General features: G+C 65.4%; 21 protein-coding genes and 1 pseudogene. 6 read left to right on the forward strand and 16 right to left on the reverse strand.

Annotated elements, in window-relative coordinates:
• The first annotated feature begins 109 nt into the window (after positions 1–109).
• Positions 110–880, forward strand: coding sequence for an exodeoxyribonuclease III (locus ACZ9AQ_RS16400; RefSeq protein ID WP_429204641.1), 771 nt, complete (start codon positions 110–112; stop codon positions 878–880).
• Here ACZ9AQ_RS16400 and ACZ9AQ_RS16405 read toward each other — a convergent pair whose 3' ends face one another.
• The 9 genes from ACZ9AQ_RS16405 to ACZ9AQ_RS16445 form a co-directional block, all read right to left on the reverse strand.
• Entirely contained in the window at positions 881–1,819 is a 939-nt protein-coding gene (locus tag ACZ9AQ_RS16405) for a pseudouridine synthase (protein WP_429204643.1), read from the reverse strand. It lies immediately after the preceding gene.
• A gap of 22 nt (positions 1,820–1,841) precedes the next feature.
• Positions 1,842–2,726 carry a M48 family metallopeptidase gene (locus ACZ9AQ_RS16410; RefSeq protein ID WP_429204645.1) on the reverse strand — a complete coding sequence of 295 codons (885 nt, stop codon included), beginning with the start codon at positions 2,724–2,726 and terminating at the stop codon, positions 1,842–1,844.
• A gap of 137 nt (positions 2,727–2,863) precedes the next feature.
• Positions 2,864–3,478, reverse strand: a complete 615-nt coding sequence (metW, locus tag ACZ9AQ_RS16415; protein ID WP_429204647.1) for a methionine biosynthesis protein MetW — start codon at positions 3,476–3,478, stop codon at positions 2,864–2,866.
• Positions 3,475–4,629 (reverse strand): homoserine O-succinyltransferase MetX, encoded by a 1,155-nt coding sequence (gene metX, locus ACZ9AQ_RS16420; RefSeq protein ID WP_429204649.1) that lies wholly within the window; start codon positions 4,627–4,629, stop codon positions 3,475–3,477. Before metX ends, metW begins: the two co-directional genes overlap by 4 nt.
• Positions 4,630–4,702: 73 nt before the next feature.
• Positions 4,703–6,472: a phosphoenolpyruvate--protein phosphotransferase gene (ptsP, locus tag ACZ9AQ_RS16425; protein ID WP_429204650.1), complete on the reverse strand. Its 1,770-nt coding sequence runs from the start codon at positions 6,470–6,472 to the stop codon at positions 4,703–4,705.
• Positions 6,473–6,510: 38 nt separating this feature from the next.
• Positions 6,511–6,780, reverse strand: a complete 270-nt coding sequence (locus tag ACZ9AQ_RS16430; RefSeq protein ID WP_429204651.1) for an HPr family phosphocarrier protein — start codon at positions 6,778–6,780, stop codon at positions 6,511–6,513.
• A gap of 65 nt (positions 6,781–6,845) precedes the next feature.
• On the reverse strand, positions 6,846–7,247 hold the full coding sequence (locus ACZ9AQ_RS16435; RefSeq protein WP_429204652.1) for a PTS sugar transporter subunit IIA: 402 nt from the start codon (positions 7,245–7,247) through the stop codon (positions 6,846–6,848).
• A gap of 4 nt (positions 7,248–7,251) precedes the next feature.
• Positions 7,252–8,196, reverse strand: a complete 945-nt coding sequence (gene gshB / locus ACZ9AQ_RS16440) for a glutathione synthase (protein ID WP_429204653.1) — start codon at positions 8,194–8,196, stop codon at positions 7,252–7,254.
• Positions 8,197–8,236: 40 nt separating this feature from the next.
• Positions 8,237–8,371, reverse strand: a complete 135-nt coding sequence (locus tag ACZ9AQ_RS16445; RefSeq protein WP_429204655.1) for a hypothetical protein — start codon at positions 8,369–8,371, stop codon at positions 8,237–8,239.
• A gap of 7 nt (positions 8,372–8,378) precedes the next feature.
• Here ACZ9AQ_RS16445 and ACZ9AQ_RS16450 point away from each other — a divergent pair, with 7 nt between their 5' ends.
• A complete protein-coding gene (locus tag ACZ9AQ_RS16450) occupies positions 8,379–9,092 on the forward strand; it encodes a class I SAM-dependent methyltransferase (protein WP_429204656.1) in 714 nt (237 codons plus the stop codon).
• A 47-nt stretch (positions 9,093–9,139) separates the two neighbouring features.
• On the opposite strand, the gene gshA is transcribed toward ACZ9AQ_RS16450, so the two are convergent.
• The 4 genes from gshA to ACZ9AQ_RS16470 all read right to left on the reverse strand — a co-directional run bounded on the left by gshA (position 9,140) and on the right by ACZ9AQ_RS16470 (position 13,104).
• Entirely contained in the window at positions 9,140–10,441 is a 1,302-nt protein-coding gene (gshA, locus tag ACZ9AQ_RS16455; protein WP_429204658.1) for a glutamate--cysteine ligase, read from the reverse strand.
• Positions 10,442–10,597: 156 nt separating this feature from the next.
• Positions 10,598–11,998 (reverse strand): ammonium transporter, encoded by a 1,401-nt coding sequence (amt, locus tag ACZ9AQ_RS16460; protein ID WP_429204659.1) that lies wholly within the window; start codon positions 11,996–11,998, stop codon positions 10,598–10,600.
• A gap of 13 nt (positions 11,999–12,011) precedes the next feature.
• A complete protein-coding gene (gene glnK, locus ACZ9AQ_RS16465; RefSeq protein WP_005667790.1) occupies positions 12,012–12,350 on the reverse strand; it encodes a P-II family nitrogen regulator in 339 nt (112 codons plus the stop codon).
• 19 nt (positions 12,351–12,369) lie between these two features.
• The gene (locus ACZ9AQ_RS16470; RefSeq protein WP_429204660.1) at positions 12,370–13,104 is read right to left on the reverse strand and encodes a TorF family putative porin; all 735 of its coding nucleotides are present in this window, start codon (positions 13,102–13,104) and stop codon (positions 12,370–12,372) included.
• Positions 13,105–13,354: 250 nt separating this feature from the next.
• On the opposite strand from ACZ9AQ_RS16470, the pseudogene ACZ9AQ_RS16475 reads away from it, so the two are divergent.
• The 3 genes and pseudogenes from ACZ9AQ_RS16475 to ACZ9AQ_RS16485 form a co-directional block, all read left to right on the forward strand.
• A pseudogene (locus ACZ9AQ_RS16475) lies at positions 13,355–13,582 on the forward strand (accessory factor UbiK family protein); the annotation flags it as partial.
• A 191-nt stretch (positions 13,583–13,773) separates the two neighbouring features.
• Positions 13,774–16,299, forward strand: coding sequence for an adenosylcobalamin-dependent ribonucleoside-diphosphate reductase (locus tag ACZ9AQ_RS16480; RefSeq protein WP_429204661.1), 2,526 nt, complete (start codon positions 13,774–13,776; stop codon positions 16,297–16,299).
• Between the two features lie 75 nt (positions 16,300–16,374).
• Entirely contained in the window at positions 16,375–16,755 is a 381-nt protein-coding gene (locus tag ACZ9AQ_RS16485; protein ID WP_429204663.1) for a SirB2 family protein, read from the forward strand.
• A gap of 46 nt (positions 16,756–16,801) precedes the next feature.
• Here ACZ9AQ_RS16485 and ACZ9AQ_RS16490 read toward each other — a convergent pair whose 3' ends face one another.
• Positions 16,802–17,800 carry a tetratricopeptide repeat protein gene (locus ACZ9AQ_RS16490; RefSeq protein WP_429204665.1) on the reverse strand — a complete coding sequence of 333 codons (999 nt, stop codon included), beginning with the start codon at positions 17,798–17,800 and terminating at the stop codon, positions 16,802–16,804.
• A gap of 181 nt (positions 17,801–17,981) precedes the next feature.
• Complete coding sequence (locus ACZ9AQ_RS16495; protein ID WP_429204667.1) at positions 17,982–18,425, reverse strand: YfeK family protein; 444 nt, start codon at positions 18,423–18,425, stop codon at positions 17,982–17,984.
• Between the two features lie 92 nt (positions 18,426–18,517).
• Between ACZ9AQ_RS16495 and ACZ9AQ_RS16500 the strand changes: the two genes are divergently transcribed.
• Positions 18,518–18,736: a hypothetical protein gene (locus ACZ9AQ_RS16500; RefSeq protein WP_429204668.1), complete on the forward strand. Its 219-nt coding sequence runs from the start codon at positions 18,518–18,520 to the stop codon at positions 18,734–18,736.
• Positions 18,737–18,785: 49 nt separating this feature from the next.
• On the opposite strand, the gene ACZ9AQ_RS16505 is transcribed toward ACZ9AQ_RS16500, so the two are convergent.
• Positions 18,786–22,367 (reverse strand): M1 family aminopeptidase, encoded by a 3,582-nt coding sequence (locus ACZ9AQ_RS16505; protein ID WP_429204670.1) that lies wholly within the window; start codon positions 22,365–22,367, stop codon positions 18,786–18,788.
• Positions 22,368–22,377: the final 10 nt, after the last annotated feature.

Below are 22,377 nucleotides of genomic sequence, written 5' to 3' on the forward strand. Positions count from 1 at the left end.
TACATTTATGTAACAGTTGCAGGCATGACGAGCGGTTGAAAAACGCGCTACACTGTCCGGCTTGTTTTCGGACGTCTAAGTCCGCTGATCGTTACCGTCCTACATCACCATGCCACGAATTATTTCCGCGAACCTGAACGGCATCCGTTCCGCCCACAAGAAGGGTTTCTTCGAGTGGCTCGCCACGCAGGATGCCGACTACATCTGCGTCCAGGAGCTCAAGGCCCAGGAGGCCGACATGACCGAAGACTTCCTGCGCCCTCACGGCTACCACGGCCACTTCCACTACGCCGAGAAGAAGGGCTATTCGGGCACCGGCATCTACAGCCGCACCGCCCCGGACAAGCACCGCATCGGCTTCGGCTGCGTCGAATTCGACGCCGAAGGCCGCTATACGCGCTGCGATTTCGGCGACCTGACCGTGATCTCGCTGTACGCGCCGTCGGGCTCCTCGTCGCCCGAGCGCCAGCTGGCCAAGTTCCGCTTCATGGAAGTGTTCCTGCCGCACCTGCAGGAACTGCAGGCCGAGGGCCGCGAAATCGTGATCTGCGGCGACTGGAACATCGCCCACAAGGAGATCGACCTCAAGAACTGGAAGGGCAACCTGAAGAACTCAGGCTTCCTGCCCGAGGAACGCGCCTGGATGACGCGCATATTCGATGACCTGGGCCTGGTCGACGTGCACCGCGGCCTGGACCCGCGCCCCGAGCAGTACACCTGGTGGAGCAACCGCGGCCAGGCCTATGCCAAGAACGTGGGCTGGCGCATCGACTACCACGTCGCCACCCCGGGCATCGCCCGGTGCGCCAAGACCGTGTCGGTCTACAGGGACGTCAAGTTCTCGGACCACGCTCCCTTGATCATCGACTACGCACGCTAGTCAGGGCCAATCCAGGCTGAATGCGCTGCTGAAGCTGCGGGGCTGGCCGCTCAAGGGGTCGTCAAAGGCGATCGAACGCGCCAGCAGCTGCAGCGGCGCGCCGAAATCGTCGCCCTTGCACGGCAGCGCCACCGGATAGAAGACGTCGTTCACGATCGGCGCGCCGAGCCGCGACAGGTGCAGCCGCAGCTGGTGCTTGCGGCCCGTGTGCGGATGCAGGCGATAACGCGCGAGAATCCCGCGCTGTTCGATCAGCTCGATCAGCGTCTCCGAATTCGGCTCGCCCTCCACCTCTTCGCTGACGAAAAACTGCTGCGCATCCTGCATGCGGCTGCGGTAGGTAAAGGGGAACGTGCGTCCCGCCATCATCGGCGCCAGCGCCTCGTAGGTCTTGCTCACCACCCGCTTCTGGAACATCGACTGATACGCTCCGCGCGATGCGGGATTGTGCGAGAAGATCACCACGCCCGCGGTCTCGCGATCGAGCCGGTGGATCGGCACCAGGTGCGGCAGATCGGTCGCCCGCTTCAGGCGCACCAGCAGCGTCTCTTTCAAAAAGCGCCCGGTCGGGATGGTCGGCAGGAAGTGCGGCTTGTCGGCCACCAGGATGTGCTCGTCCCGGAACAGCACGTTCTCACGAAACGGGATCGGCGTCTCGGCCTGTTCCAGCTCGCGGTAATACCAGATGCGCATGCCCTGGCGCACGTGGCTGTCGGCGGCCAAGGGCTCGCCCCTGGCGTCGACGATCTCGCCGCGGTCCAGGCGCGCGGCCCAGGCCTCGCGGCTCACGTCTGGAAACCGCTCGGCGAGAAAACGCAGCATGCCGCCGGCGCGCGTCTCGGTCAGCCACAGGTAGCTGGGCGAGACGCCGTCGCGGATCGGCAGCGGCACATGGGCATTGGCCTCGGCCTGCCGCCCCTTGACGGCTACACGGCCCATCGCCGCCTCACTCAATGCCCCGTCACTTCAGGGCGGCGCTCTGGTAGGCCGGCAGCCTGGCGACGCTGGTGTTCTTGGCGCGCGCATACAGCGGCAGCAGCACGTTCATGTGCGCTTCCATGTCCTTGATGCGGGTCTCGCCGCCCGGGTGGGTCGAGAGGATCTCGAGCGGCGCGCTCTGGTTCAGCGCCGCCATCTTGCGCCACAGCGCGATGCCGGCGCGCGGGTCGTAGCCGGCGCGCGACGAGATGTCCAGGCCCACCAGGTCGGCCTCGCGCTCTTCGTCGCGCGAGAACTTCAGCACCAGGAACTGGCCGGCATAGTTGGCCGCGGTGCCGGTGATGTTGGGATCGACCCCGAAAATCCCCGACAGCAGCGCGCCGCCGACGCGGGCGCCGAGTGCGGTGACGTTGGTCTTGGCCAGGCGCTCGCGCCCATGCTCGCGCAGCGCATGCGCGATCTCATGGCCCATCACGGCCGCCACCTCGTCGTCGTTCAGGTTCAGCTGCTCGATGATGCCGGTGTAGAAGCCGATGCGACCGCCCGGCATGCAGAAGGCGTTCACCTGATTCGACTTGAACAGGTTGACCTGCCACTCCCACTTGCTCGCGGCCGGATTCCAGCGCGTGGTCTGCGGAATGATGCGCTGGGCGATGGCGCGCAGGCGCTTGAGCTGCGGATCGTTTTCCGAGGCCAGCACGCCCTTCTGCCTGGCCTCGCCGATCATTTCCGTGTACTGCTGGCGCGCGGCCTCGTTGACCTGTTCTTCCGGCGCCAGCACGCGCATGCGCGACAGCGGCTTGACCGCGATGCCGTCCTGGACCACCGGGCTATTGTCCTGGGCAAGGCCCAGGCTGGTGGCGCTCATCAAGGTGAGGCAAAGGGCAAGGCGTTTCAGTTTTATCATCTCGGCACCGACAGGCTGTTGTTAGCAGCGCTATCCTCTCAGGAATTATTCAAAATGGGCAACACGCCCACACGGATTGGCGAGGATCATCGCGTATCCGCCCCGTTCGCTCAAGCCGCGAACGCACATAAGGCGTATCACGGCGCCGTTAATTTCTTGCGTAGACGAAACACTGCCAGGCTGCCGCGCAGGTTGGGCAGGAAGCGAACGACCTCGCCATCGGCCAGCGCCACGCATTCCAGCACTTCGAGGCCGCACGACACTGCCAGTTCCTGAAAATCGTAAATCGTGGCATACCGCACGTTGGGCGTGTCATACCATTTATAGGGTAGCGAGCGCGACATCGGCATGCGGCCCTTGAGCAGCGCCAGGCGGTGCGGCCAGTGGGCGAAGTTGGGGAAAGACACGATCGCCTCGCTGCCTACCCGCACGATGTCGCGCAGCAGCCGTTCAACGTGCTGCATCATCTGCAGCGAATTCAGGCACAGCACGGTGTCGAAGGTGTTATCGCCAAACAGCCCCAAGCCCTTTTCCATGTCGTGCTGGATCACGTTGATGCCGCGCGCGGTGCTTTCCAGCACCTTGTCGTCGGCGATCTCGATGCCGTAGCCGGTGCAGCGCTTGCCCGACTCCAGGTAGCGCAGCATGGCGCCGTCGCCGCAGCCGACGTCCAGCACGTGGGCGCCGTCGCCCACCCAGTGGGCGATGAAGGCCAGGTCGGGCCGCAGCGTGTTCAGGTCGGTGAAATTCATGCGGCCTCCTGCGTGGACTGCAGTTCGCCGGCGATGCGGTCGTAATAGGCGCGCACCACGTTCATGTAGCGCGCGTCTTCCAGCAGGAAGGCGTCGTGGCCGTGCGGCGCGTCGACCTCGGCATAGCTCACGCGGCGCCGGTTCGACACCAGGGCCTCGACGATCTCGCGGCTGCGCTCGGGCGAGAAGCGCCAGTCGGTGCTGAACGAGGCGACCAGGAACTGGGCCTGCGTTCCGGCCAGCGCCTTCGTCAGGTCGCCGCCATGCGCGCGCGCCGGGTCGAAATAGTCGAGCGCCTTGGTAATCAGGAGATAGGTGTTGGCGTCGAAGTATTCCGAAAACTTGTCGCCCTGGTAGCGCAGATAGGATTCGATTTCGAAGTCGATGCCGAAGTCGAAGTTGTAGTCGTTGGTCTGGGCCGCGTTGCGCAGCTTGCGCCCGAATTTTTCCGCCATGTCGTCGTTCGACAGATAGGTGATGTGGCCGATCATGCGCGCCACTTTCAGGCCGTTCTTCGGCACCACGCCGTGCTCGTAGAAGTCGCCGCCGCGGTAGTCGGGATCGGTCAGGATCGCCTGGCGCGCGACGTCGTTGAAGGCGATGTTCTGGGCCGACAGCTTGGGCGTCGAGGCGATCACGATGCAGTGGCGCAGGCGCTCGGGGAACAGGATGCTCCACGACAGGGCCTGCATGCCGCCCAGCGAACCGCCCATCACGGCGGCGAATTGCTCGATGCCGAGGCGGTCGGCCAGGCGCGCCTGGGCCGCCACCCAGTCCTCCACCGTCACCAGGGGGAAGGCGGCGCCATACGGCTTGCCGGTGGCGGGATTGACGTGCATCGGACCGGTCGAGCCGAAGCAGGAGCCGAGGTTGTTGATGCCGATGACGAAGAAGCGGTCGGTGTCGACCGGCTTGCCCGGCCCCACCATATTGTCCCACCAGCCGGCGCTCTTCGGCGTCGCGTAGTGGCCGGCCACGTGGTGCGAGGCGTTCAGCGCGTGGCAGATCAGCACCGCGTTCGACTTGTCGGCGTTGAGCGTGCCATAGGTTTCATACATCAGCGTGTAGTCGCCGAGCTGGGCGCCGCTTTGCAACAGCAAAGGCTCGGCGAAATGCATTGCCTGTGGTGTGACTATTCCAAGAGATCCCATGGAGGTATTCAAAAGTGTTGGGTAATGCGGTGGTGATGCTGGCGACGGCCGGGACCGAACCGTCGCCACAACGTCAGAGGGCTTGCAGCTGCTCGACCGCGCTGGCGATCTCGCCCGGCTCCATCGCGCGCAGGATGCGCCGGGTACGGGTGGTGACCGCGCCCAGGTCGGTATTCAGTATTTCTTGTTTCACCGCCAGCAGCTGCGCCGGATGCATCGAGAACTCGCGCAAGCCCATGCCCAGCAACAGGCGGGTGAGCTTGACGTCGCCGGCCATTTCGCCGCATACGGCCACGTCCAGGCCGGCCTTGTGGCCGGTGGCGATGGTCGAGGCGATCAGCTGCAACACGGCCGGGTGCAGCGGATTATACAGGTGCGCCACCTCGTAATCGACCCGGTCGATCGCCAGCAGATACTGGATCAGGTCGTTGGTGCCGATCGACAGGAAATCCATGCGCCGCACGAACAGCGGCAGCGCCAGCGCCGCGGCCGGGATCTCGATCATGGCGCCGACCTCGATGCCCTCGTCGAATTTGATGCCCTCGGCGCGCAGCTGGGACTTGGCCTGCTCGATCATGTTCAGGGTCTGGTCGATCTCGAAGGCATGCGCCAGCATCGGGATCAGGATCCTCACCTTGCCGAAGCTCGAGGCGCGCAGGATGGCCCGCAATTGGGTCAGGAACATCTGCGGCTCGGCCAGGCAGTAGCGGATCGCGCGCAGGCCCAGCGCCGGATTGAGCGCGGTCTGGTCGGTCTGGTCGAGCGGCTTGTCGGCGCCGACGTCGAGCGTGCGGATCGTCACCGGGCGGCCCTTCATCGCCAGCACCGCCTTGCGGTACTGCTCGAACTGTTCGTCCTCGCCCGGAATCCGCAGGCCCTGCGGGCCGCGGCCCATGAACAGGAATTCGGAGCGGAACAGGCCGACGCCGTTGGCGCCCGCTTCGAGCGCAGCCGGACAATCGTCGGGCAGCTCGATATTGGCCAGCAGCGTGATGGCGGTGCCGTCCCGGGTGACGGCCGGGGTCTTCTTGAGCTTGAGCAGGCGTTTGCGCGCCTTGGCCAGCGCCGTCTGGCGCTCGCGGTACTGCTCCAGCACCAGCTGGCTCGGATTGCAGATCACCACGCCGGCGTCGCCGTCGACGATCACCCAGTCGTCCTGCTCGACCAGGCGCGACGCCTGGTCCATGCCCACCACGGCCGGGATGTCGAGGCTGCGCGCGACGATCGCGGTGTGCGAGTTCTGGCCGCCGACGTCGGTGACGAAGCCGATGAAGGTGCGCGGTCCGCCGTCGCGGTCGCGGAAGGCCAGCATGTCGGCCGGCGAAATGTCGTGGGCCACCACGATCATCTGCGGCGGCGGCTGGTCTTCGTCGATCGCGATCGGCGGCACGTTCAGCGCGGTGCCGGTCAGGACCTTCAATACCCGCTCGGCCACCTGCTGGATGTCGTACTTGCGCTCGCGCAGGTATTCGTCCTCGATCTCGTCGAACTGGGCCGACAGGTCGTCGATCTGGGTCACCAGCGCCCATTCGGCGTTGTAGTGGCGCGCGCGGATGATGTCGAGCGGCGCTTCCGACACCATCGGATCGGACAGGATCAGGGCGTGGACGTCGATGAAGGCGCCCAGCTCGGTGGGGGCGTCCTTGGGCAGGTCGGTCCACAGTTCCTGCAGGTTGCGGTGCACGGCGGCGATCGCGTTTTGCAGGCGGCGCACTTCGTTTTCCACCTGGTCGTCGGCGACCAGGTAGTGCTTGACGTCGAGCGCGGCCGGGGTGAGCAGGTGGGCGCGGCCGATCGCGATCCCGCGCGAGACCGGAATGCCATGGAGAAGGAAGGAGGCCATGCTGACGTCTCCTGAGCGAGGTGCCGCTTCACGCGGCATTACTCGCCTTCGCCGAACTTGTCGTTGACCAGGGCGGACAGGGCCGCGACCGCGGCTTCCTCGTCCTTGCCGTCGGCTTCCAGGGTCACCTTGGCGCCCTGGCCGGCGGCCAGCATCATGACGCCCATGATCGACTTGGCATTGATGCGGCGTCCGTTGCGGGTGAGCCAGACGTCGCTCTGGTATTTCGCGGCCAGCTGTGTGAATTTGGCGGATGCGCGGGCATGCAGGCCCAGCTTGTTGATGATCTCGAGTTCTTGTTGAATCATATTCGCTTTATCGTTGGTCTTGTCGAATCGCGCCGCTGGCGCGCGCAGCTGGCCTGCCGCCTGCCCTACCCCACCCGGATCCGGTTATCCACCCGCACCGCGCCGTTCTGGGCGCCCGCCAGCGCCATCTCGACCACGACGTCGAGCGTGTCGCGCCGATACGTGATCGCACGCAGCAGCATCGGCAGGCTGATCCCGGCGATGACTTCCACGTGGCCGGCGTCGGCCAGCGAGTTGCAGCAATTGGACGGCGTGCCGCCCTTGACGTCGGTGATCACCAGCACGCCGTCGCCTTCGTCGAGGCGCGCGATCGCCTCCCGGGCCAGGCTGTTGACCTCGCCGATATCCTGGTCGGCGGCCACGTCGATCGCCTCGAAGCGCTCGGTCGGGCCGCGGAACACGTGCGCCACTGCCGCGATGAATGCCTGGCCCAGCGGCGCGTGGGTCAGGAGCAGGATGCCTACCATGATGTCAGTCGCTTACCTTTTGTTCGACCGCGTCGATGAACATCGCGGCCACGTCGAATCCGGTCTGATCGTGGATCTCCTGGAAACAGGTCGGGCTGGTCACGTTGACTTCGGTGAGGAAGTCGCCGATCACGTCTAATCCTACCAGCAACAGGCCACGCTCGGCCAGCACCGGGCCCACGGCTTCGGCGATCTCACGCTCGCGCGGGCTGATCGGCTGGGCCACGCCCAGGCCGCCGGCGGCCAGGTTGCCGCGCACTTCGCCGCCTTGCGGAATGCGCGCCAGCACGAAGGGCACCGGCTTGCCGCCGATGACCAGCACACGCTTGTCGCCCTTCTCGATGGCCGGGATGAACTTCTGGGCCATGATGGTGTTGCGGCCGTTGTCGGTGAGGGTCTCGATGATTGCCCCCAGGTTCAGGCCATCGCTCTTCACGCGGAAGATGCCGGCGCCGCCCATGCCGTCCAGCGGCTTGAAGATGACGTCGCCATGCTTGACATGGAAGGCGCGCAGGCGCGCCGCATCCGAGGTGACCATGGTCGGCGAAGTGTGTTCGCTAAACTTGCCGATGGCCAATTTCTCATTGTGGTCGCGGATCGCGCGCGGGCTGTTGATCACGCGCGCGCCCTGGCGCTCGGCCAGTTCCAGCAGATAGGTGCCGTATACGTATTCCATGTCGAACGGCGGATCCTTGCGCTCGATGATGGCGTCGAATTCTCCGAGGTTCACATCCTCGGCCGGGTCAAGGCGGTACCACGCGTCCTGGTCTCCGGTGAGATGGATCCGCGCCACGCGCGCACTGACCACGCCTTCTTCGAGCAGCATGTCGCGCTGCTCGAAGTGGTAGACGGCATGGCCGCGCCGCGCTGCCTCGCGCATCATGGCGAAGGTCGAATCCTTGTAAATCTTGAATCCGGACAGAGGGTCGGCAAGAAAGGCGATTTTCATGGGGCTTCCATTCGGGGTAATGCCCTGATTTTAGCCCGAATTACGGAAACTCGCGGCCGATGCCCCAGGCCGGCCCCATCCATTCATATTTGACGGGCGTTGCGGCAATCTGCCCGGTTTTGACGCCACGCGACTGAGGCACATCAAACTTCTCGCTACGATCACGGGTGAGCATGAATAGTATGGATACCCAACCAAGCCAACAGGCCGAGCAGGAGCGTATCGAAGATGTCTACCGCAACTGGCATGGGGGCGCCCCGCTGGCGCGCTATGCCTGGCACCGGCCCGAGATCCTGCAGCAGGTGGCGGCGCGTTCGCGCGGCTTTGCAGACTTGCTCTCCAGCACGGTCGGCGCAGATTTGTCTGATGTGCAAGTGCTGGATGTCGGCTGCGGCACCGGCAGTTTCCTGCGCCAGATGATCGACTGGGGCGCCACGCCGGCCAGGCTCACCGGCACCGAGCTGCAAAAAGACCGGCTCGACCATGCGCGGCGGCGCACTGCCCACGGCGTGCGCTGGCACCTGGGCACGCTCGACGCGCTGCCGCAGGCCAGCTACGACCTCATCACGGCGCAGACGGTGTTTTCCTCGGTACTCGATCCCGTCCTGCGGCGCGAGCTGGCGGCCCAGATGTGGCGCATGCTGCGCCCGGGCGGCTGGTGCCTCGTGTTCGATTTCCGCTATGACAACCCAAGCAACCGCAACGTGCGCAAGGTCACCCGCGCCGAGCTCCAAGACTGGTGGCCGGGCAGCGAGCAGCGCTACCGCAGCATGGTGCTGGCGCCGCCGCTCCACCGTGTGCTGGCCGCCGCGCCGTATGTCGTGTCCGAACTGCTGACGGCGCTGGTGCCGGTGCTGCGCTCGCACTTCATGTATGCCGTCAGAAAGTCCGACTGACGCTACTGCCCGCATCGATGGCGGCACCCGGCCGCCACCGAGGGCAATTAATAGACTTCCGGATTCGGATCCGTGCGTTCCATTTCCAGCGACGCCGCCAGCATGCCCAGCCGCGCCACCACGCCATACACATAGAAACGGTTCGGCGCCGCCGTGCCCGGCTTGGCCTTCAGGTCCGGCACCGCATGCTGCTGGGCGAAGGCCAGCGGCACGTATTGCGAACCCGGCGAATTCAGGTTCTGGTCAATGCCGCGCTCGGCATGCACGCGATAGAAACCGCCCACCACGTAGCGGTCGATCATGTACACCACCGGCTCGGCCACGGCGTCGTCGATCGACTCGAAGGTCGGCACGCCTTCCTGGATGATCAGGTCGGTCACTGCCACGCCATCCTTGATCACCGACATGCGCGCGCGCTGGGCCGGCGTCAGGTCGCGCACCTCGCTGGCATCCTTGATCGTCATCACGCCCATGCCATAGGTGCCGGCATCGGGCTTCAGGATCACGAAGGGCTTGCGCTCCTTCATGCCATATTCCTTGTATTTCTTCTTGATCTTCGAGAACAGCGCCGCGACGTTGTCGGCCAGCTCCTCGGTGCCGACGTTCTCGCGCAGGTCGACTTCACCGCACTTGCTGTGCAGCGGATTGACCAGCCAGGGATCGATGTCGATCAGCTTGCCGAACTTCTTGGCGACCTCGTCGAACGCCTTCAGGTGGTTGCTCTTGCGGCGCAGCGCCCAGCCGGCGTGCAGCGGCGGCAGCAGCGACTGCTCGTGCACATTCTCGAGGATGGCCGGAATGCCGCCCGACAGATCGTTGTTGAGCAGGATGGTGCAAGGATCGAAGTCGGCCAGGCCGACGCGGCGCCCGTTGGGCGAGCGCACCAGCGGCTCGATCACCAGCATATTGCCGTCAGGCAGGGCCAACGGCGTCGGTTCGGTGACGTCCGGCGAGAACGACCCCAGGCGCACGTGCAGGCCGGTCTGGCGGAAGATCTGCATCAGGCGCGCCACGTTCTGCAGGTACATTGGATTGCGCGTACGCGTCTCGGGCACCAGGATCAGGTTGCGCGCGTCCGGGCAATACTTGTCGATCGCGGCCATGGCGGCTTGCACCGCCAGCGGCAGCATCTCGGTCGGCAGGTTGTTGAAGCCGCCCGGGAACAGGTTGGTATCGACCGGCGCCAGCTTGTAACCGGCGTTGCGCAGGTCGACCGAGCAATAGAACGGCGGCGTGTGCTCCTGCCACTCGAGCCGGAACCAGCGCTCGATGGCGGGGGTGGCTTCGAGGATTTTCTTTTCCAGATCGAGCAGAGGACCGGTCTGGGCGGTGGCGAGGTGCGGAACCATGTATGCGGATTTCCCTGTTATGCGCGACTTCTTGCGCCGTTTGTTATTTGTTAAGCTGGATATGACATATGGGGTGCGCCTGTTCTTTTTAAAGAGGTGTTATCAAGAACACAAAAAGGCGCCCGAAGGCGCCTTTCTGACCGATATCCGGGGATATCAGTAACGGTACGCCGATTCGCCGTGGCTGGTGATATCCAGGCCTTCGCGTTCTTCGTCTTCAGGCACACGCAGACCGATCACGATGTCGACCAGCTTGAAAGCGATGAAGGCGACGATGGCCGACCAGGCGACGGTCACGACCACGCCGTGCGCCTGCACCAGCACCTGGCTGCCGATCGAATAGCTGGTGTTCATGGCATTGGTGGTGTAATCCCACACGCCCTGGCCGCCCAGCGACGGCGCCGCGAACACGCCGGTCAGCAGCGCACCCAGGATGCCGCCCACACCGTGCACGCCGAACACGTCGAGCGAATCGTCGGCGCCCAGCATGCGCTTCAGGCCGGTCACGCCCCACAGGCAGATGATACCAGCCAGCAGGCCCATGACCAAGGCGCCCATCGGCCCCACGAAACCGGCGCCCGGGGTGATCGCCACCAGGCCCGAGATGGCGCCCGAGGCGGCGCCCAGCATCGATGGCTTGCGCTTGAAGATCCATTCGCCGGCCGCCCACGCGACGGTGGCGGCGGCGGTCGCCAGCAGGGTGTTGATGAAGGCCAGCGCCGCGACGTCGCCCGCTTCGAGCGCCGAACCGGCGTTGAAGCCGAACCAGCCGACCCACAGCAGCGAGGCGCCGACCATGGTCATGGGCAGCGAGTGCGGAGCCATCGATTCCTTGCCGTAGCCGATGCGCTTGCCGATCACGTAGGCGCCGACCAGGCCGGCAACGGCGGAATTGATGTGCACCACGGTGCCGCCCGCGAAGTCGAGCGCGCCCTGTTGCCACAGGTAGCCGGCGCCGGCGGTGACGGTGGCCAGCGAGGCGGCATCGGTGATCGCGTCCGGACCGGCCCAGAACCAGACCATGTGCGCCATCGGCAGGTAAGCGAAGGTGAACCAGATCACTACGAAAGCCAGCACCGCCGCGAAGCGCGCGCGCTCGGCGAAGGAACCGACGATCAGCGCGCAGGTGATGGCGGCAAAGGTGCCCTGGAAGGCGACGAAGATGAACTCCGGGATCATCACTTCCTTGGTGAAGGTGGCGCCCATCGAGAACGTGCCGGCAACCGGATCCCAGATGCCTTGCAGGAAGGCGCGGTCGAAGCCGCCGATGAACGCGTTACCAGAGGTAAAGGCAAGCGAGTAGCCGTACAGGCACCACAGCACGATGATCAGCGAAAACACCACCATGACCTGCATCAGGACCGACAACATGTTCTTGGCGCGCACCATGCCGCCGTAGAACAGCGCCAGGCCCGGGATCACCATCATGACCACCAGCAGCGTGGCGACGAACATCCAGGCGGTATCCCCCTTGTTGATCGAAGGCGCCGCCATGGCCGGGAGCGCCAGGCCCAGGCCCAGCATGGCGGTCAGGATTTTTGTAGTTATCTGCTTCATGAAAACTTCCTTCTTACAATGCGTCGTTGCCGGTCTCGCCGGTGCGGATACGGATGACCTGGTTCAGGTCGGCCACGAAGATCTTGCCGTCACCGATCTTGCCAGTGCGGGCGGCGCCCTGGATCGCGTCGATCACCTGGTCGACGACAGCATCGTCGACGGCGGCTTCGATCTTGATCTTGGGCAGGAAGTCGACGACGTACTCGGCGCCACGGTACAACTCGGTGTGACCCTTCTGGCGACCGAAACCCTTCACTTCGGTCACGGTCATGCCTTGCACGTTGATTTCCGACAGCGCTTCACGCACCTCGTCGAGCTTGAAGGGCTTGATGATGGCGGTAATCATTTTCATGGTATTGCCTCTTTTGCTATCAAAAAGTTTTTGACACGGACAGCACGGCGGCTGACTTGCCCAGATTCTTGCCTTCCGGACTCAGATAAGCGTCGGTATTCGCCTTGTGCCAGGCCAGGGCCACGGTGGCGACCCCGAAGTCCTTCGTCACGCCGATCTTGTAATCGGTGTACGACGCCGGGCTATTGTTTTTCACGCGCTGGCGGCCAACGTGCAGGTTCAGCAGGAAGCCGTTGCCGACGTCGATGTCGGCGCCCACGTCCAGGTACCCGCTGCGCTTGCTGTCGGTGGTGCCGAACAGATTGGTCGTCGAGTGCGAATACTTGATATACGCCGGCCCGAAGCCGAGCTTGCCGTAGATTTCAAACGTATTTGCGTTCGGATCCAGGCTGTTATCCGGATACCAGTAATACAGGCCGCCGACGTCGTAGCTGACCTCGTTGGTCAACTGGCCACGCTTGCCGGCATACACATCCCATTCAATATTGCCGTCGCCACCCAGATCCTTCGTCCACTTGATAGTGGAGAGCCAGGTGCCTACGTAAAAGCCGGATGGGCCGTGTACGTAGTCGACGCCGCCGGACAGGGCGGGGTCGGAATCGGTTTGCGACAGGCCGCGGTAACGGTAGTCGCTGGTGAGGCCCACGTTGTAGCTCACCTGATGTTCGGCGGGTTGTTCCTGTGCCATGGCCGGGATGCTGGTGAAAGCCAGAATCGCCAGGCTGATTGCGTTGATTTTTGCATTGCACTTCATGACAAACCCCCTTGGACAGTTACTGCGTTTAGAATCCTTGTTCGTGCTTTATCTCCCCCTTCATTTAGCAGGATGTGTGCCAGCGCATAAAGCGGTGAAAATGGCCTTGTTTTTTTGGTAAACGCACCACAGATACGACTTGCTTTAACACAACCGAGCGCGAACGGCGTCCGCCGTGTTGCGTGACGCACCAAAACAGGCTGACTTGCACCACCTTGGTGCATGCAGCCCGGCAGAAAGGGATACGGACATGAACAACAGCAACTTCTTCAGCGACTTGCAGGGCAAGATCAACCAGGCACTCGAAAGTGGGCCGGCCAAGGACATCGAGCGCAACGTCAAGGCGGCGATGACCTCGGGCTTCGCCAAGCTCGACCTGGTCACGCGAGAGGAATTCGACATCCAGGCCCAGGTGCTGGCCAAGACCCGCACCAAGCTGGAGGCGCTCGAGCTGCGCGTGATCGAGCTGGAAGCCCGCCTGGCGTCCGGCGCCTCGGCATCGACCGCGTCGGCCACCCCGCGGCCTGGCGCGGCGCCGTCGGCCACCGCACCGTTCCCGGCCCAGCCCGAAGATCCGACCATCGTGCTGCCGCCGCACCTGGACAAATCGGGCGATACGCCGATCAACAAACCCTAATGGCGGGTGCATTCATGGACAGGGCAACCGACATGAATGCACCAGAATCGCCAGCCGGCACCCTGCCCGCGCAGGAAGTGTCGCTGGACGTGCTGCGCGAAAAATACGCGCGCGGCGACGAGCGCACGATCGGGGACGTGCAGCGGCGCATCGCGCGCGCCCTGGCCGCCCTCGAGCCGGCAGCGCAGCGCGCCGACTGCGAGCGCCGTTACCTGCAAGCCCAGCAACAGGGCTTCGTTCCCGCCGGCCGCATCGCGTCCAACGCCGGCCTTGGCCTGTCGGCCACGCTCATCAACTGTTTCGTCCAGCCGGTCGGCGACTCGATCTCCGGCACCAGCGACGGCCTGCCCGGCATCTACACCGCGCTCAGCGAAGCCGCCGAGACGATGCGCCGCGGCGGCGGGGTCGGCTACGATTTTTCCGCGATCCGCCCGCTCGGCAGCAAGGTCGCCGGCACCGCCTCGCGCGCCTCCGGCCCGGTGTCGTACATGGAAGTGTTCGACGCCTCCTGCCGCACGGTCGAGTCAAGCGGCGCGCGGCGCGGCGCCCAGATGGGCGTGCTGCGGGTCGACCATCCCGACATCGAGCGCTTCATCGCGGCCAAGGACACCGGGCGCCTGACCAATTTCAATCTCTCGGTCGGCGTGACCGAGGCCTTCATGCGCGCGGTCGAGGCGGACGCGGCGTTCGCGCTGGTGCATGCGGCCGAGCCGGGCGACGAGATTCTCGCCGCCGGCGGCCACCGTCGCGAAGACGGCGCATGGATCTACCGCAGCCTGCGCGCGCGCGACCTGTGGGAGCGCATCATGGTGTCGACCTACGACCACGCCGAGCCGGGCGTGCTGTTCGTCGACCGCATGAACGCCGAGAACAACCTCTGGTACGCCGAAGAGCTGCGCGCCACCAATCCCTGCGGCGAGCAACCGCTGCCGCCGTATGGCTGCTGCGACCTCGGCTCGCTCAACCTCACCGCCTTCGTCGACGCGCCGTTCACCGTCGATGCGCGGCTGGACTTCGAGCGCCTGCGCGCGGTGGCCACCGTCGCGGTGCGCATGCTCGACCTGGTGCTGGACGCCACCGAATGGCCGCTGCCGCAGCAGGCCGAAGAGGCGCGCGCCAAGCGCCGCATCGGCCTGGGCTTTTTGGGCCTGGGCAGCGCGCTGGCGATGCTGGGCCTGCGCTACGATTCCGACGCAGGCCGGGCCATGGCGGCGCGCATCGCCACCGAGCTGCGCGACGCGGCCTACGCGGCCTCGATCGAACTGGCGCGCGAAAAGGGCGCCTTTCCGCTGTTCGACGCCGCCAAGTACCTGCGCGGGCAGTTCGCCCTCCGCCTGCCCGCGGCGCTGCGCGACGGCATTCGCGAGCACGGCATCCGCAACTCGCACCTGCTGTCGATCGCGCCGACCGGCACCATCTCGCTGGCCGTCGCCGACAATGCCTCGAACGGCATCGAGCCGCCCTATTCCTGGACCTACCGGCGCAGGAAGCGCACGGAGGACGGCGGCACGCGCAGCTACGAGGTGTGCGACCACGCCTGGCGCCTCTACCGCCAGTTGCATGGCGACGCTCCCTTGCCTCCAAGCTTCGTCACCGCGCTCGAGATGCGCGCGCTGGACCACCTGCGCATGGTGGAGGCGGTCCAGCCCTTCATCGACACCGCGATCTCCAAGACTGTCAACGTGCCCGAGGATTACCCCTATGACGACTTCCGCGACCTGTACCTGCAAGCCTGGCGCGCCGGCCTGAAAGGGCTGGCGACCTATCGCCCGAACCCGATACTGGGAAGCGTTCTGTCGGTCGCGCCAGCGACGGACGACGCATCGGTCGCGCCAGCGGCAGACGACGCGTCAGTCGCGCCAGCGACGGACGACGCCTCGGCCACGCCGGCGGCGGACGACGACCCGCTGCGCAGGCGCTTCGAGCACCGCCCGCTGGGCGAGCTGGAGTCGGTGACCTCGAAGATCGAATACTCGACCCACGAAGGCCGCAAGACGGTCTACCTGACGGTGAGTTTCCTGCGCGCCGAAGGAGCATGGGATGGCCGCCGGGTCACGATCGAGCGGCCCTTCGAGTTCTTCATGCCGGCCAACCAGCGCACCGGCGGGCACCAGTGGATCACGGCCTCGATGCGGCTCCTGTCGATGGTGGCACGCGCCGGCGGCCCGATCGCGCGCGCCCTGGCCGACATGCGCGAGGTGGTATGGGAAAAGGGGCCGGTGCGCTGCGGCCACATCGTGCGCGACGACGGCGTGCAGGTGCCGGTGTACCACGATTCCGAAGTCGCGGCGATCTCCTTCATGCTGCAGCGGATCCTGATCCGGCGCGGCTTCCTCGACGAGCAGGGCAACCAGGTGCCGGTGGACGCGCTCGCGCGCGGCCTCGAACGGCGCATGCAAGGCGCGGCGCCGGGGCCGCGCTTGCAGGCGGAGGCGCCGGCCGAACCGCTGCCCGTCCTGAACGGCGCGAAATGCCCGGAATGCGGCGCGCTGGCGCTGCGCAAGGTCGATGGCTGCTCGCGCTGCGCGTCGTGCCACTACGTCGGCGAGTGCGGCTGACCGGTGCTTTGAAAAGAGGCGTCCGCGGGGCCGGTTCGGGCATACTGGCGCGGCCGCAACCAACCCGATGCAACGATGAGTTATGACGCCCTCAAGCACCTCCACATGACCTTCGCCGTGTTGAGCGGCGCCCTGTTCCTCGTCCGCGGTCTGTGGATGCTGGCCGAATCGACACGCCTGGAGCAGCGCTGGGTGAAGATCGCGCCGCATGCGATCGACACCCTGCTGCTGGCCAGCGCCATCGGCCTGGCGGTATGGAGCAGCCAGTATCCGGGCCAATCGCCTTGGCTGACCGCCAAGCTGCTGGCCCTGGTCGCCTATATCGGCCTGGGCACGGTGGCGCTCAGGCGCGGCCGCACGCGCCAGGCGCGCGCCCTGGCCTTCGTCGCCGCGCTGGCCTGCTACACCTACATCCTGGCGGTGGCGGTCACCAGGAATCCGCTGCTCGCCGCGTGAGTTGCCTCGTGAGTCGCCTCGTGAGTCGCCATTCTCCGGTCAAGCGTCAGCGGCGCTTCAGCTGCGCCAGGTGCGCCGTCACCTGCTTCATCTCGCGCCGCGCGAGCGGCGGGACGCCCGCCAGCGCCGCCTGGTAGGCCGCGATCGCGCGCGGCCGGTCGCGGCGCGCTTCGTAGACTTCGCCCAGCGTCTTGTAGACATAGGGCTTGGGGGCGATCGCCGCCGCCCGCTCCAACTGCAGCGCGGCTTCGGCCAGCCGTCCCTGGGCTCGCGCAACCTGCGCCAGTCCGTAGGGTCCCTGCTCGCTGGACGGCAGCCGGCGGCTCAGTTCCTGGAACAGCCTGCGGCTCTGCGCATAGCGGCCGGCGCCGAGGTGGGCGCTCGCCAGGGTCAGCAGCAATTCGCGCTGGCTGCTCTGCACCAGTTCATACTGCGTCAGGTCGGCTGCCAGAATGTGCTGCTCGGCGTCGTCCAGCTTTCCTTCTTCGACAGCGGACATGGCGCGCATCAGGCGGGTCAGGTCGGGATCGAGGCGCCACGCTTCGGCAGCCAGTTCGCGCGCGCGCCCCTCGCTGCCCCCCAGGAAGAATGGCGCGTCGAGATAAAAGCGCATCAGCGTCACGCGGGCGCGGTAATTCATCGGATCGAAGCGGATCGCGCGCTCCAGGGTGTCGCGCGTGGCATGCGCATTGCGCACGAACGCAACCAGGCCGCCGGCGCGCGACTGCGCCAGCATGACGTTCCCCAGCGCTTCGGCGCAGACGCTGCTGTCCGGATTGGCCCGGACGCAGCGATCGGCTTCGGTGCGCGCCTGCGGCAAGTCGTCCGGCTCGCCCCGGGCGATGCGCAGGTCGACCGACGCGGCCAGCGCCGTCGCATCGGTGGCATTGCGCGCCAGCCTGGCCTCGATCGCGCTGTTCGCCTCTCCATAGCGCTTCTGGTGCATCAACCGCGCAATCGGGTCGGTTTGGGCGGCATCTGCGGCGCCATTCCATACGCCCAACAGCAACACCAGCACCCACCATGCCAAGCTCCTAGCCAGCATTGCACTCCTCTCGTCCCAACCCGGCCCTGTTTGTCGCGGCCAGTCCCGCTTCTGCGGTCAGATAATGTTGTTATTTAATATAGAACAAATCCTCACATGAAAGTTATGAACGAGTCAATGCAGCCGGGATACCCATGATCACAACGGTTACGGTCGGCCCCACATCGCAGGATGCGCAAGCTCAGCGGGATGGGCGTGCAGCGCGATACTTCGCCAGCTCGGCCCTGAGCCAGGCGGCGCTGGCGACGGGCGCATTGCCGCCGCAGCGGACCTGGTAGGGCTTACCGCTGAGGCTGCTTTCGCTGGCGGCGCGCGCGATGAAATCCTCGCTCGATGCGACCAGGTCGCGCTTGAGCAGGTAATCGTATTTACGCTGGAGATGGCTGGCCGCCTTTGCGGCTTCGTGCCAGCTGCCGTTGCGCTGGAAGCTGCAGCCGGAGGCGGTGAGGTAGCCGATCAGGTGGGCGATTTCCTGGCGTGCGGCGGGGGGCGGTTCGGCATGCGCGAACAGCGGCGAGATGATCAACAGGATTGCGGTGAGCCGTTTCATCGTGTGAGCAGGAGTGGCGATGGAGAGGAAGGTGCAGATGAAGGTGGAGATGAATGAGCGCCAGTATGCCGCCATCTCCGCATTCATGCGAGGTCGCGCCAATCGAACGGCGCATGCGGCGCGGATAGCGTGGCGGTAAGGCCATCGTTTCGGTCGTCGTGCACTGGATGTACCGCTTCGGGCCGAAGTCGTCGATCCCGCACGGGACCTTACAAATCGACGGCAATACCATCCAGTTCATCATCCCTTACGCGACCGGGCCGTTCCGCAATACCTGGCGCTACGATCCGGCCGCCGCGTCCTGGCAATGCGTGCTCGAATCCAGCCTGCCGGATGGAACGTGGAAGCACTTCGAGCACTATGACGTCACGCATGACCGAGGGTAAGTGAGGGCGAGTGAGCGCCAGGCCGCTGCAGCGGCCTGGGCGCCCTGCGTCATTCGACGCTGACCTCCTTGCGATTATCGCGCGACACGCGGTCGATCATCTTGTTGTAGGGATCGACGCCCACCTCGAACGGCTGCTCCTTCACCGTAACCGTCACCACCGGGTCGTCGCCGGAGAGCACGCGCTTTTCCAGGAGCAGCACTTTTTCGTCGGCTTCCTTGCCGCCCCTGGGACGGGCGAACACGCCGATCTCCACCGGCTCGTCGTAGGCGCGCGCGGTTTCCTTGCCCTTGCCGTCGGCTTCCCTCTTGGCCAGGTGCAGCGTCATCGTCACGTCCCACTGGCCGTCCGGGCGCTTCTTCGCCGAAGCCTGCGTCACGCGGTTATCGTAGAACACGATTTTCTCGAACATGTCCGAGATCAGGGCGTGCTTGTCGGCCGGCGCCTCCGCGCGGATGTAGTCGAGCAGCTCCTTCGAGGTGGTGAACGGCGACTCCTGGTAGCCCTTGTCTTCCAGGAAGCGCTTGAGCGCGCGGTTGAGCGCCTGTTCGCCGATCTCGTCGCGCAGGCGATAGAAGATCAGGCTGCCCTTGCGGTAGTGGATGTAGTCCTGGTTTTCCACGCGCATGAGCGGCAGCTCATCGATCGCCTCGCCGCCGCGCGAACGCAGGTAGCGATCGAGCTCGTAGCGCAGGAAGCGGCGCATCTGGTGGCGTCCGTACTCCTTCTCCATCACCATCAGCGCCGAGTACTGCGACAGCGATTCGATCAGCATGCTCGAGCCCTGCACGTTGGCGGCCGTGACCTGGTGGCCCCACCACTGGTGCGCCATCTCGTGGGCCGTCACGTAGAACACGTAGTCGATGTCTTCCTTGTCGCGCAGGTCGGCGATGAAGCCGATCGACTCCGAGAACGGGATCGTGTTGGCGAACGACTGGGCGAAGGACTGGTAGTTGGGGAACTCCAGGATGCGCACCTGCTTGTGCTGGTATGGCGTGAACTCGGTGGTGAAGTAGTCCAGCGACTTGCGGGTGGCCTCGATCATCCGGTCCACGTTATACCCGTGCTTGGCGTCGTGGTAGATCTCGATCGGGATCCCGTTCCAGTCGCCCTTCGTCACTTGCCAGCGCGCCGACAGGTAGGCGAAGAACGGCATCATCTTCTGGTCCATCTTGTAGTGGTAGTAGTTGCGGCCGTTCTCCTTCCACGACCGTTGCAGGTAGCCCGGCGCCAGCGCGATCTGGTCGCCGCTGGTCGACACCGTGGTCTCGAAGTCGATCCAGTCCGCGCCGCCGCCGAACATGGAGTTGGCGCGCGCCGCCTCGTCCTCGAGCCTGGCCATGCGCTCCGGCTCGCCCAGCCCACGCTTGCGGCGCTCGTTGCGGTCCCTCAGCTCGAAGTCGGCCTGGTAGCCGATCATCGGGAACAACTCATGGTTGTTGAAGAACGTGCCGTTCAGGTTGAAGGTGTCGGCCTTGCCAGAATTCGAGAAGCCCTGGCGGTGCGCGTCGACCGTGAAGTCGAGCGGCAGGCGCGCGCCCGGCGCCAGGGGTGCGGCCAGTTTCAGGATCCTGAAGCCCGATTCCGTGTCGTCCAGCACCACCTGGTGCGGCGGCAGCTTGCCCAGGGTGGTGACGACGTCGGGATTGAACTGCAGGCGCAGGGTATCGAGCGGCTGGCCGGTCTTGTTCTCCAGGACGTAGTTGCCCTTGACGGTCACGCGGCGCTGCTCCGGATAGATGTCGACCGCGGCGCGCACGTCGATGACCTTCGGATGCGGCAGGTCCTTGTACTGGCGGTAGTTCTTCTCGTACCTGGCCTGCTTGTCCATGCTCACGTTCTTGGCTTCGTAGCCGCCCAGGGTCACGGTGTGATGGAAGATCCAGCCCCCGACGAGGGCGAAGGCGATCGTGCACAGCGCCAGCCCCACGCCCGCGCCGCCTCTCAGGCGGCGGCCCGCTTCGCGCACCCGCGCACGCCACGCGACCGACAGGCCGCGCACCCAGAAGGCTTGGGCCACGATCAGCGCCGCCAGGCAGAACAGGGTCCAGTACAGCGCGAACCAGGCCCAGCCCGTGACGAAATGGCCGAAGCCGTTCATGTCCGAATACGGCGTCTCGGGCAGCAGCGCGATGTTGTACAGGTTGTGATCGAAGTGCATCACCGACAGGACGATCTGCGCGATCAACAGGACGATCACCAGCAGGTAGCCGATGAACTTATTGTTGGTGACGACCTGCAGCACGATGGCGATCAGCGCCATCAGGACGAACGGCAGGCCGGCCATGAACACGCCCTGGACGTACACCCCGAATTCGACCGGCGCCCCGCCGCGCAGCAGCTGGATCGCGATCGCGGTCAGGATGCCGGCGAACAGGAAGACGAGCACCACGCCCACCAGCGCCAGGCTCTTGGCGACCAGCGGCGCCCAGTTCGGCATCGGCATGGCGTCGCTCACGTCGGCGATCCTGGCCTGGCGTTCCTTGAAGATCAATTCGCCCGCATAGAAGGTGACGATGATAATCAGGAGGAAGTTGAACGACCCTTTCAGCAGCTCGATCATCAGGTGGGTGCGCGGATAGACGTCGGTGCCGAACATCTCGTCCAGCACGCTCGCACTGCCGACCATGTTCAGCACGCCGAACAGCAGCAGGACGAGGAACGGCACGCTTCTGAACACCGCGACGGCGTCGAAGGCGAAGATGTGCCAGCACTGGATCCAGCGCGTGGCGCTCGTGAACTGCGGCGCGACGCGCGGCAACGCCACTTGCACCGGCGCGAAGGTAGGCAGTGCCTGCGCCTTGGCCTTGCCGAACAGGCGCTTGCCGGTGCCGGCGCGCTGCGGCTTGAACAGGGCCAGGGTCAGGCCGACCAGCACCAGCGCGACCGCGCTCCACAGCAGGCGGTTGGCCAGCATGTAACCCCGGACGTCGGGCAGGCCGGCATTCGATTCGGCGGTCGAGAAATAGCGCGTGGCGCGGCCAAGGGCGCGCAGGCCGAAGGGGTCGGCCAGAACGGCGATCCACTCGTTGTCGATGTTCGCGGTGAAGCTGCCGGCCACGATCCAGAGCACGAAGAACCCCATCACGCCGACGTACACCATCATGATCGAGCGCGTGGTGGCGGCCAGCAGCATCAGCAAGGCGCCGATGAAGAACAGGTTGGGCACGACCAGCACGCCCAGCGCCCACAGGTAGGCCGCGCCGGGGAAAGGACCGACGCGCTGGACGTCGACCCAGGGCATCAGGGGGCCGAGCATCATGCCGAGCACGATCATGGCGAAGATGAGCAGGCAGGCCACCAGGCCGGCGGCAAAGCGGCCGATCAGGTAGTCGTGCTTTTTCATCGGCGTGGCGAACAGCATGTCGGAAATGCCGACTTCGGCGTCGCGCAGCACGCCGCCGGCGATGAAGATGGTGACGACGAACATCGACATCAGGCTGAAGATGCCGAGCAGCTGCGCGACCACGGTCGGCGCGTTGCGGTTGACGTTGCCGATGCTGCCGCCGACCTGGATCGCATCGCTGGTGGTGGCGCCGAAGGCCAGCGCGCCGAAGATCAGCGCGCACACCCACAGCAAGGGCTGGCGCAGCTGGAAGTCCAGCTCGAACTTGAAGAATTCTCTCAGCATGCCGCGCTCC

It is taken from the genome of Massilia sp. UYP34, from assembly GCF_056279385.1.

Excerpts from the sequence above, each read along its gene's own strand:
- ACZ9AQ_RS16400 (WP_429204641.1), top strand. The coding sequence starts at position 110 with ATGCCACGAATTATTTCCGCGAACCTGAACGGCATCCGTTCCGCCCAC.
- ACZ9AQ_RS16405 (WP_429204643.1), bottom strand. The coding sequence starts at position 1,819 with ATGGGCCGTGTAGCCGTCAAGGGGCGGCAGGCCGAGGCCAATGCCCAT.
- ACZ9AQ_RS16410 (WP_429204645.1), bottom strand. The coding sequence starts at position 2,726 with ATGATAAAACTGAAACGCCTTGCCCTTTGCCTCACCTTGATGAGCGCC.
- metW (WP_429204647.1), bottom strand. The coding sequence starts at position 3,478 with ATGAATTTCACCGACCTGAACACGCTGCGGCCCGACCTGGCCTTCATC.
- metX (WP_429204649.1), bottom strand. The coding sequence starts at position 4,629 with ATGGGATCTCTTGGAATAGTCACACCACAGGCAATGCATTTCGCCGAG.
- ptsP (WP_429204650.1), bottom strand. The coding sequence starts at position 6,472 with ATGGCCTCCTTCCTTCTCCATGGCATTCCGGTCTCGCGCGGGATCGCG.
- ACZ9AQ_RS16430 (WP_429204651.1), bottom strand. The coding sequence starts at position 6,780 with ATGATTCAACAAGAACTCGAGATCATCAACAAGCTGGGCCTGCATGCC.
- ACZ9AQ_RS16435 (WP_429204652.1), bottom strand. The coding sequence starts at position 7,247 with ATGGTAGGCATCCTGCTCCTGACCCACGCGCCGCTGGGCCAGGCATTC.
- gshB (WP_429204653.1), bottom strand. The coding sequence starts at position 8,196 with ATGAAAATCGCCTTTCTTGCCGACCCTCTGTCCGGATTCAAGATTTAC.
- ACZ9AQ_RS16445 (WP_429204655.1), bottom strand. The coding sequence starts at position 8,371 with ATGCTCACCCGTGATCGTAGCGAGAAGTTTGATGTGCCTCAGTCGCGT.
- ACZ9AQ_RS16450 (WP_429204656.1), top strand. The coding sequence starts at position 8,379 with ATGGATACCCAACCAAGCCAACAGGCCGAGCAGGAGCGTATCGAAGAT.
- gshA (WP_429204658.1), bottom strand. The coding sequence starts at position 10,441 with ATGGTTCCGCACCTCGCCACCGCCCAGACCGGTCCTCTGCTCGATCTG.
- amt (WP_429204659.1), bottom strand. The coding sequence starts at position 11,998 with ATGAAGCAGATAACTACAAAAATCCTGACCGCCATGCTGGGCCTGGGC.
- glnK (WP_005667790.1), bottom strand. The coding sequence starts at position 12,350 with ATGAAAATGATTACCGCCATCATCAAGCCCTTCAAGCTCGACGAGGTG.
- ACZ9AQ_RS16470 (WP_429204660.1), bottom strand. The coding sequence starts at position 13,104 with ATGAAGTGCAATGCAAAAATCAACGCAATCAGCCTGGCGATTCTGGCT.
- ACZ9AQ_RS16480 (WP_429204661.1), top strand. The coding sequence starts at position 13,774 with ATGAATGCACCAGAATCGCCAGCCGGCACCCTGCCCGCGCAGGAAGTG.
- ACZ9AQ_RS16485 (WP_429204663.1), top strand. The coding sequence starts at position 16,375 with ATGAGTTATGACGCCCTCAAGCACCTCCACATGACCTTCGCCGTGTTG.
- ACZ9AQ_RS16490 (WP_429204665.1), bottom strand. The coding sequence starts at position 17,800 with ATGCTGGCTAGGAGCTTGGCATGGTGGGTGCTGGTGTTGCTGTTGGGC.
- ACZ9AQ_RS16495 (WP_429204667.1), bottom strand. The coding sequence starts at position 18,425 with ATGGCGGCATACTGGCGCTCATTCATCTCCACCTTCATCTGCACCTTC.
- ACZ9AQ_RS16500 (WP_429204668.1), top strand. The coding sequence starts at position 18,518 with ATGTACCGCTTCGGGCCGAAGTCGTCGATCCCGCACGGGACCTTACAA.
- ACZ9AQ_RS16505 (WP_429204670.1), bottom strand. The coding sequence starts at position 22,367 with ATGCTGAGAGAATTCTTCAAGTTCGAGCTGGACTTCCAGCTGCGCCAG.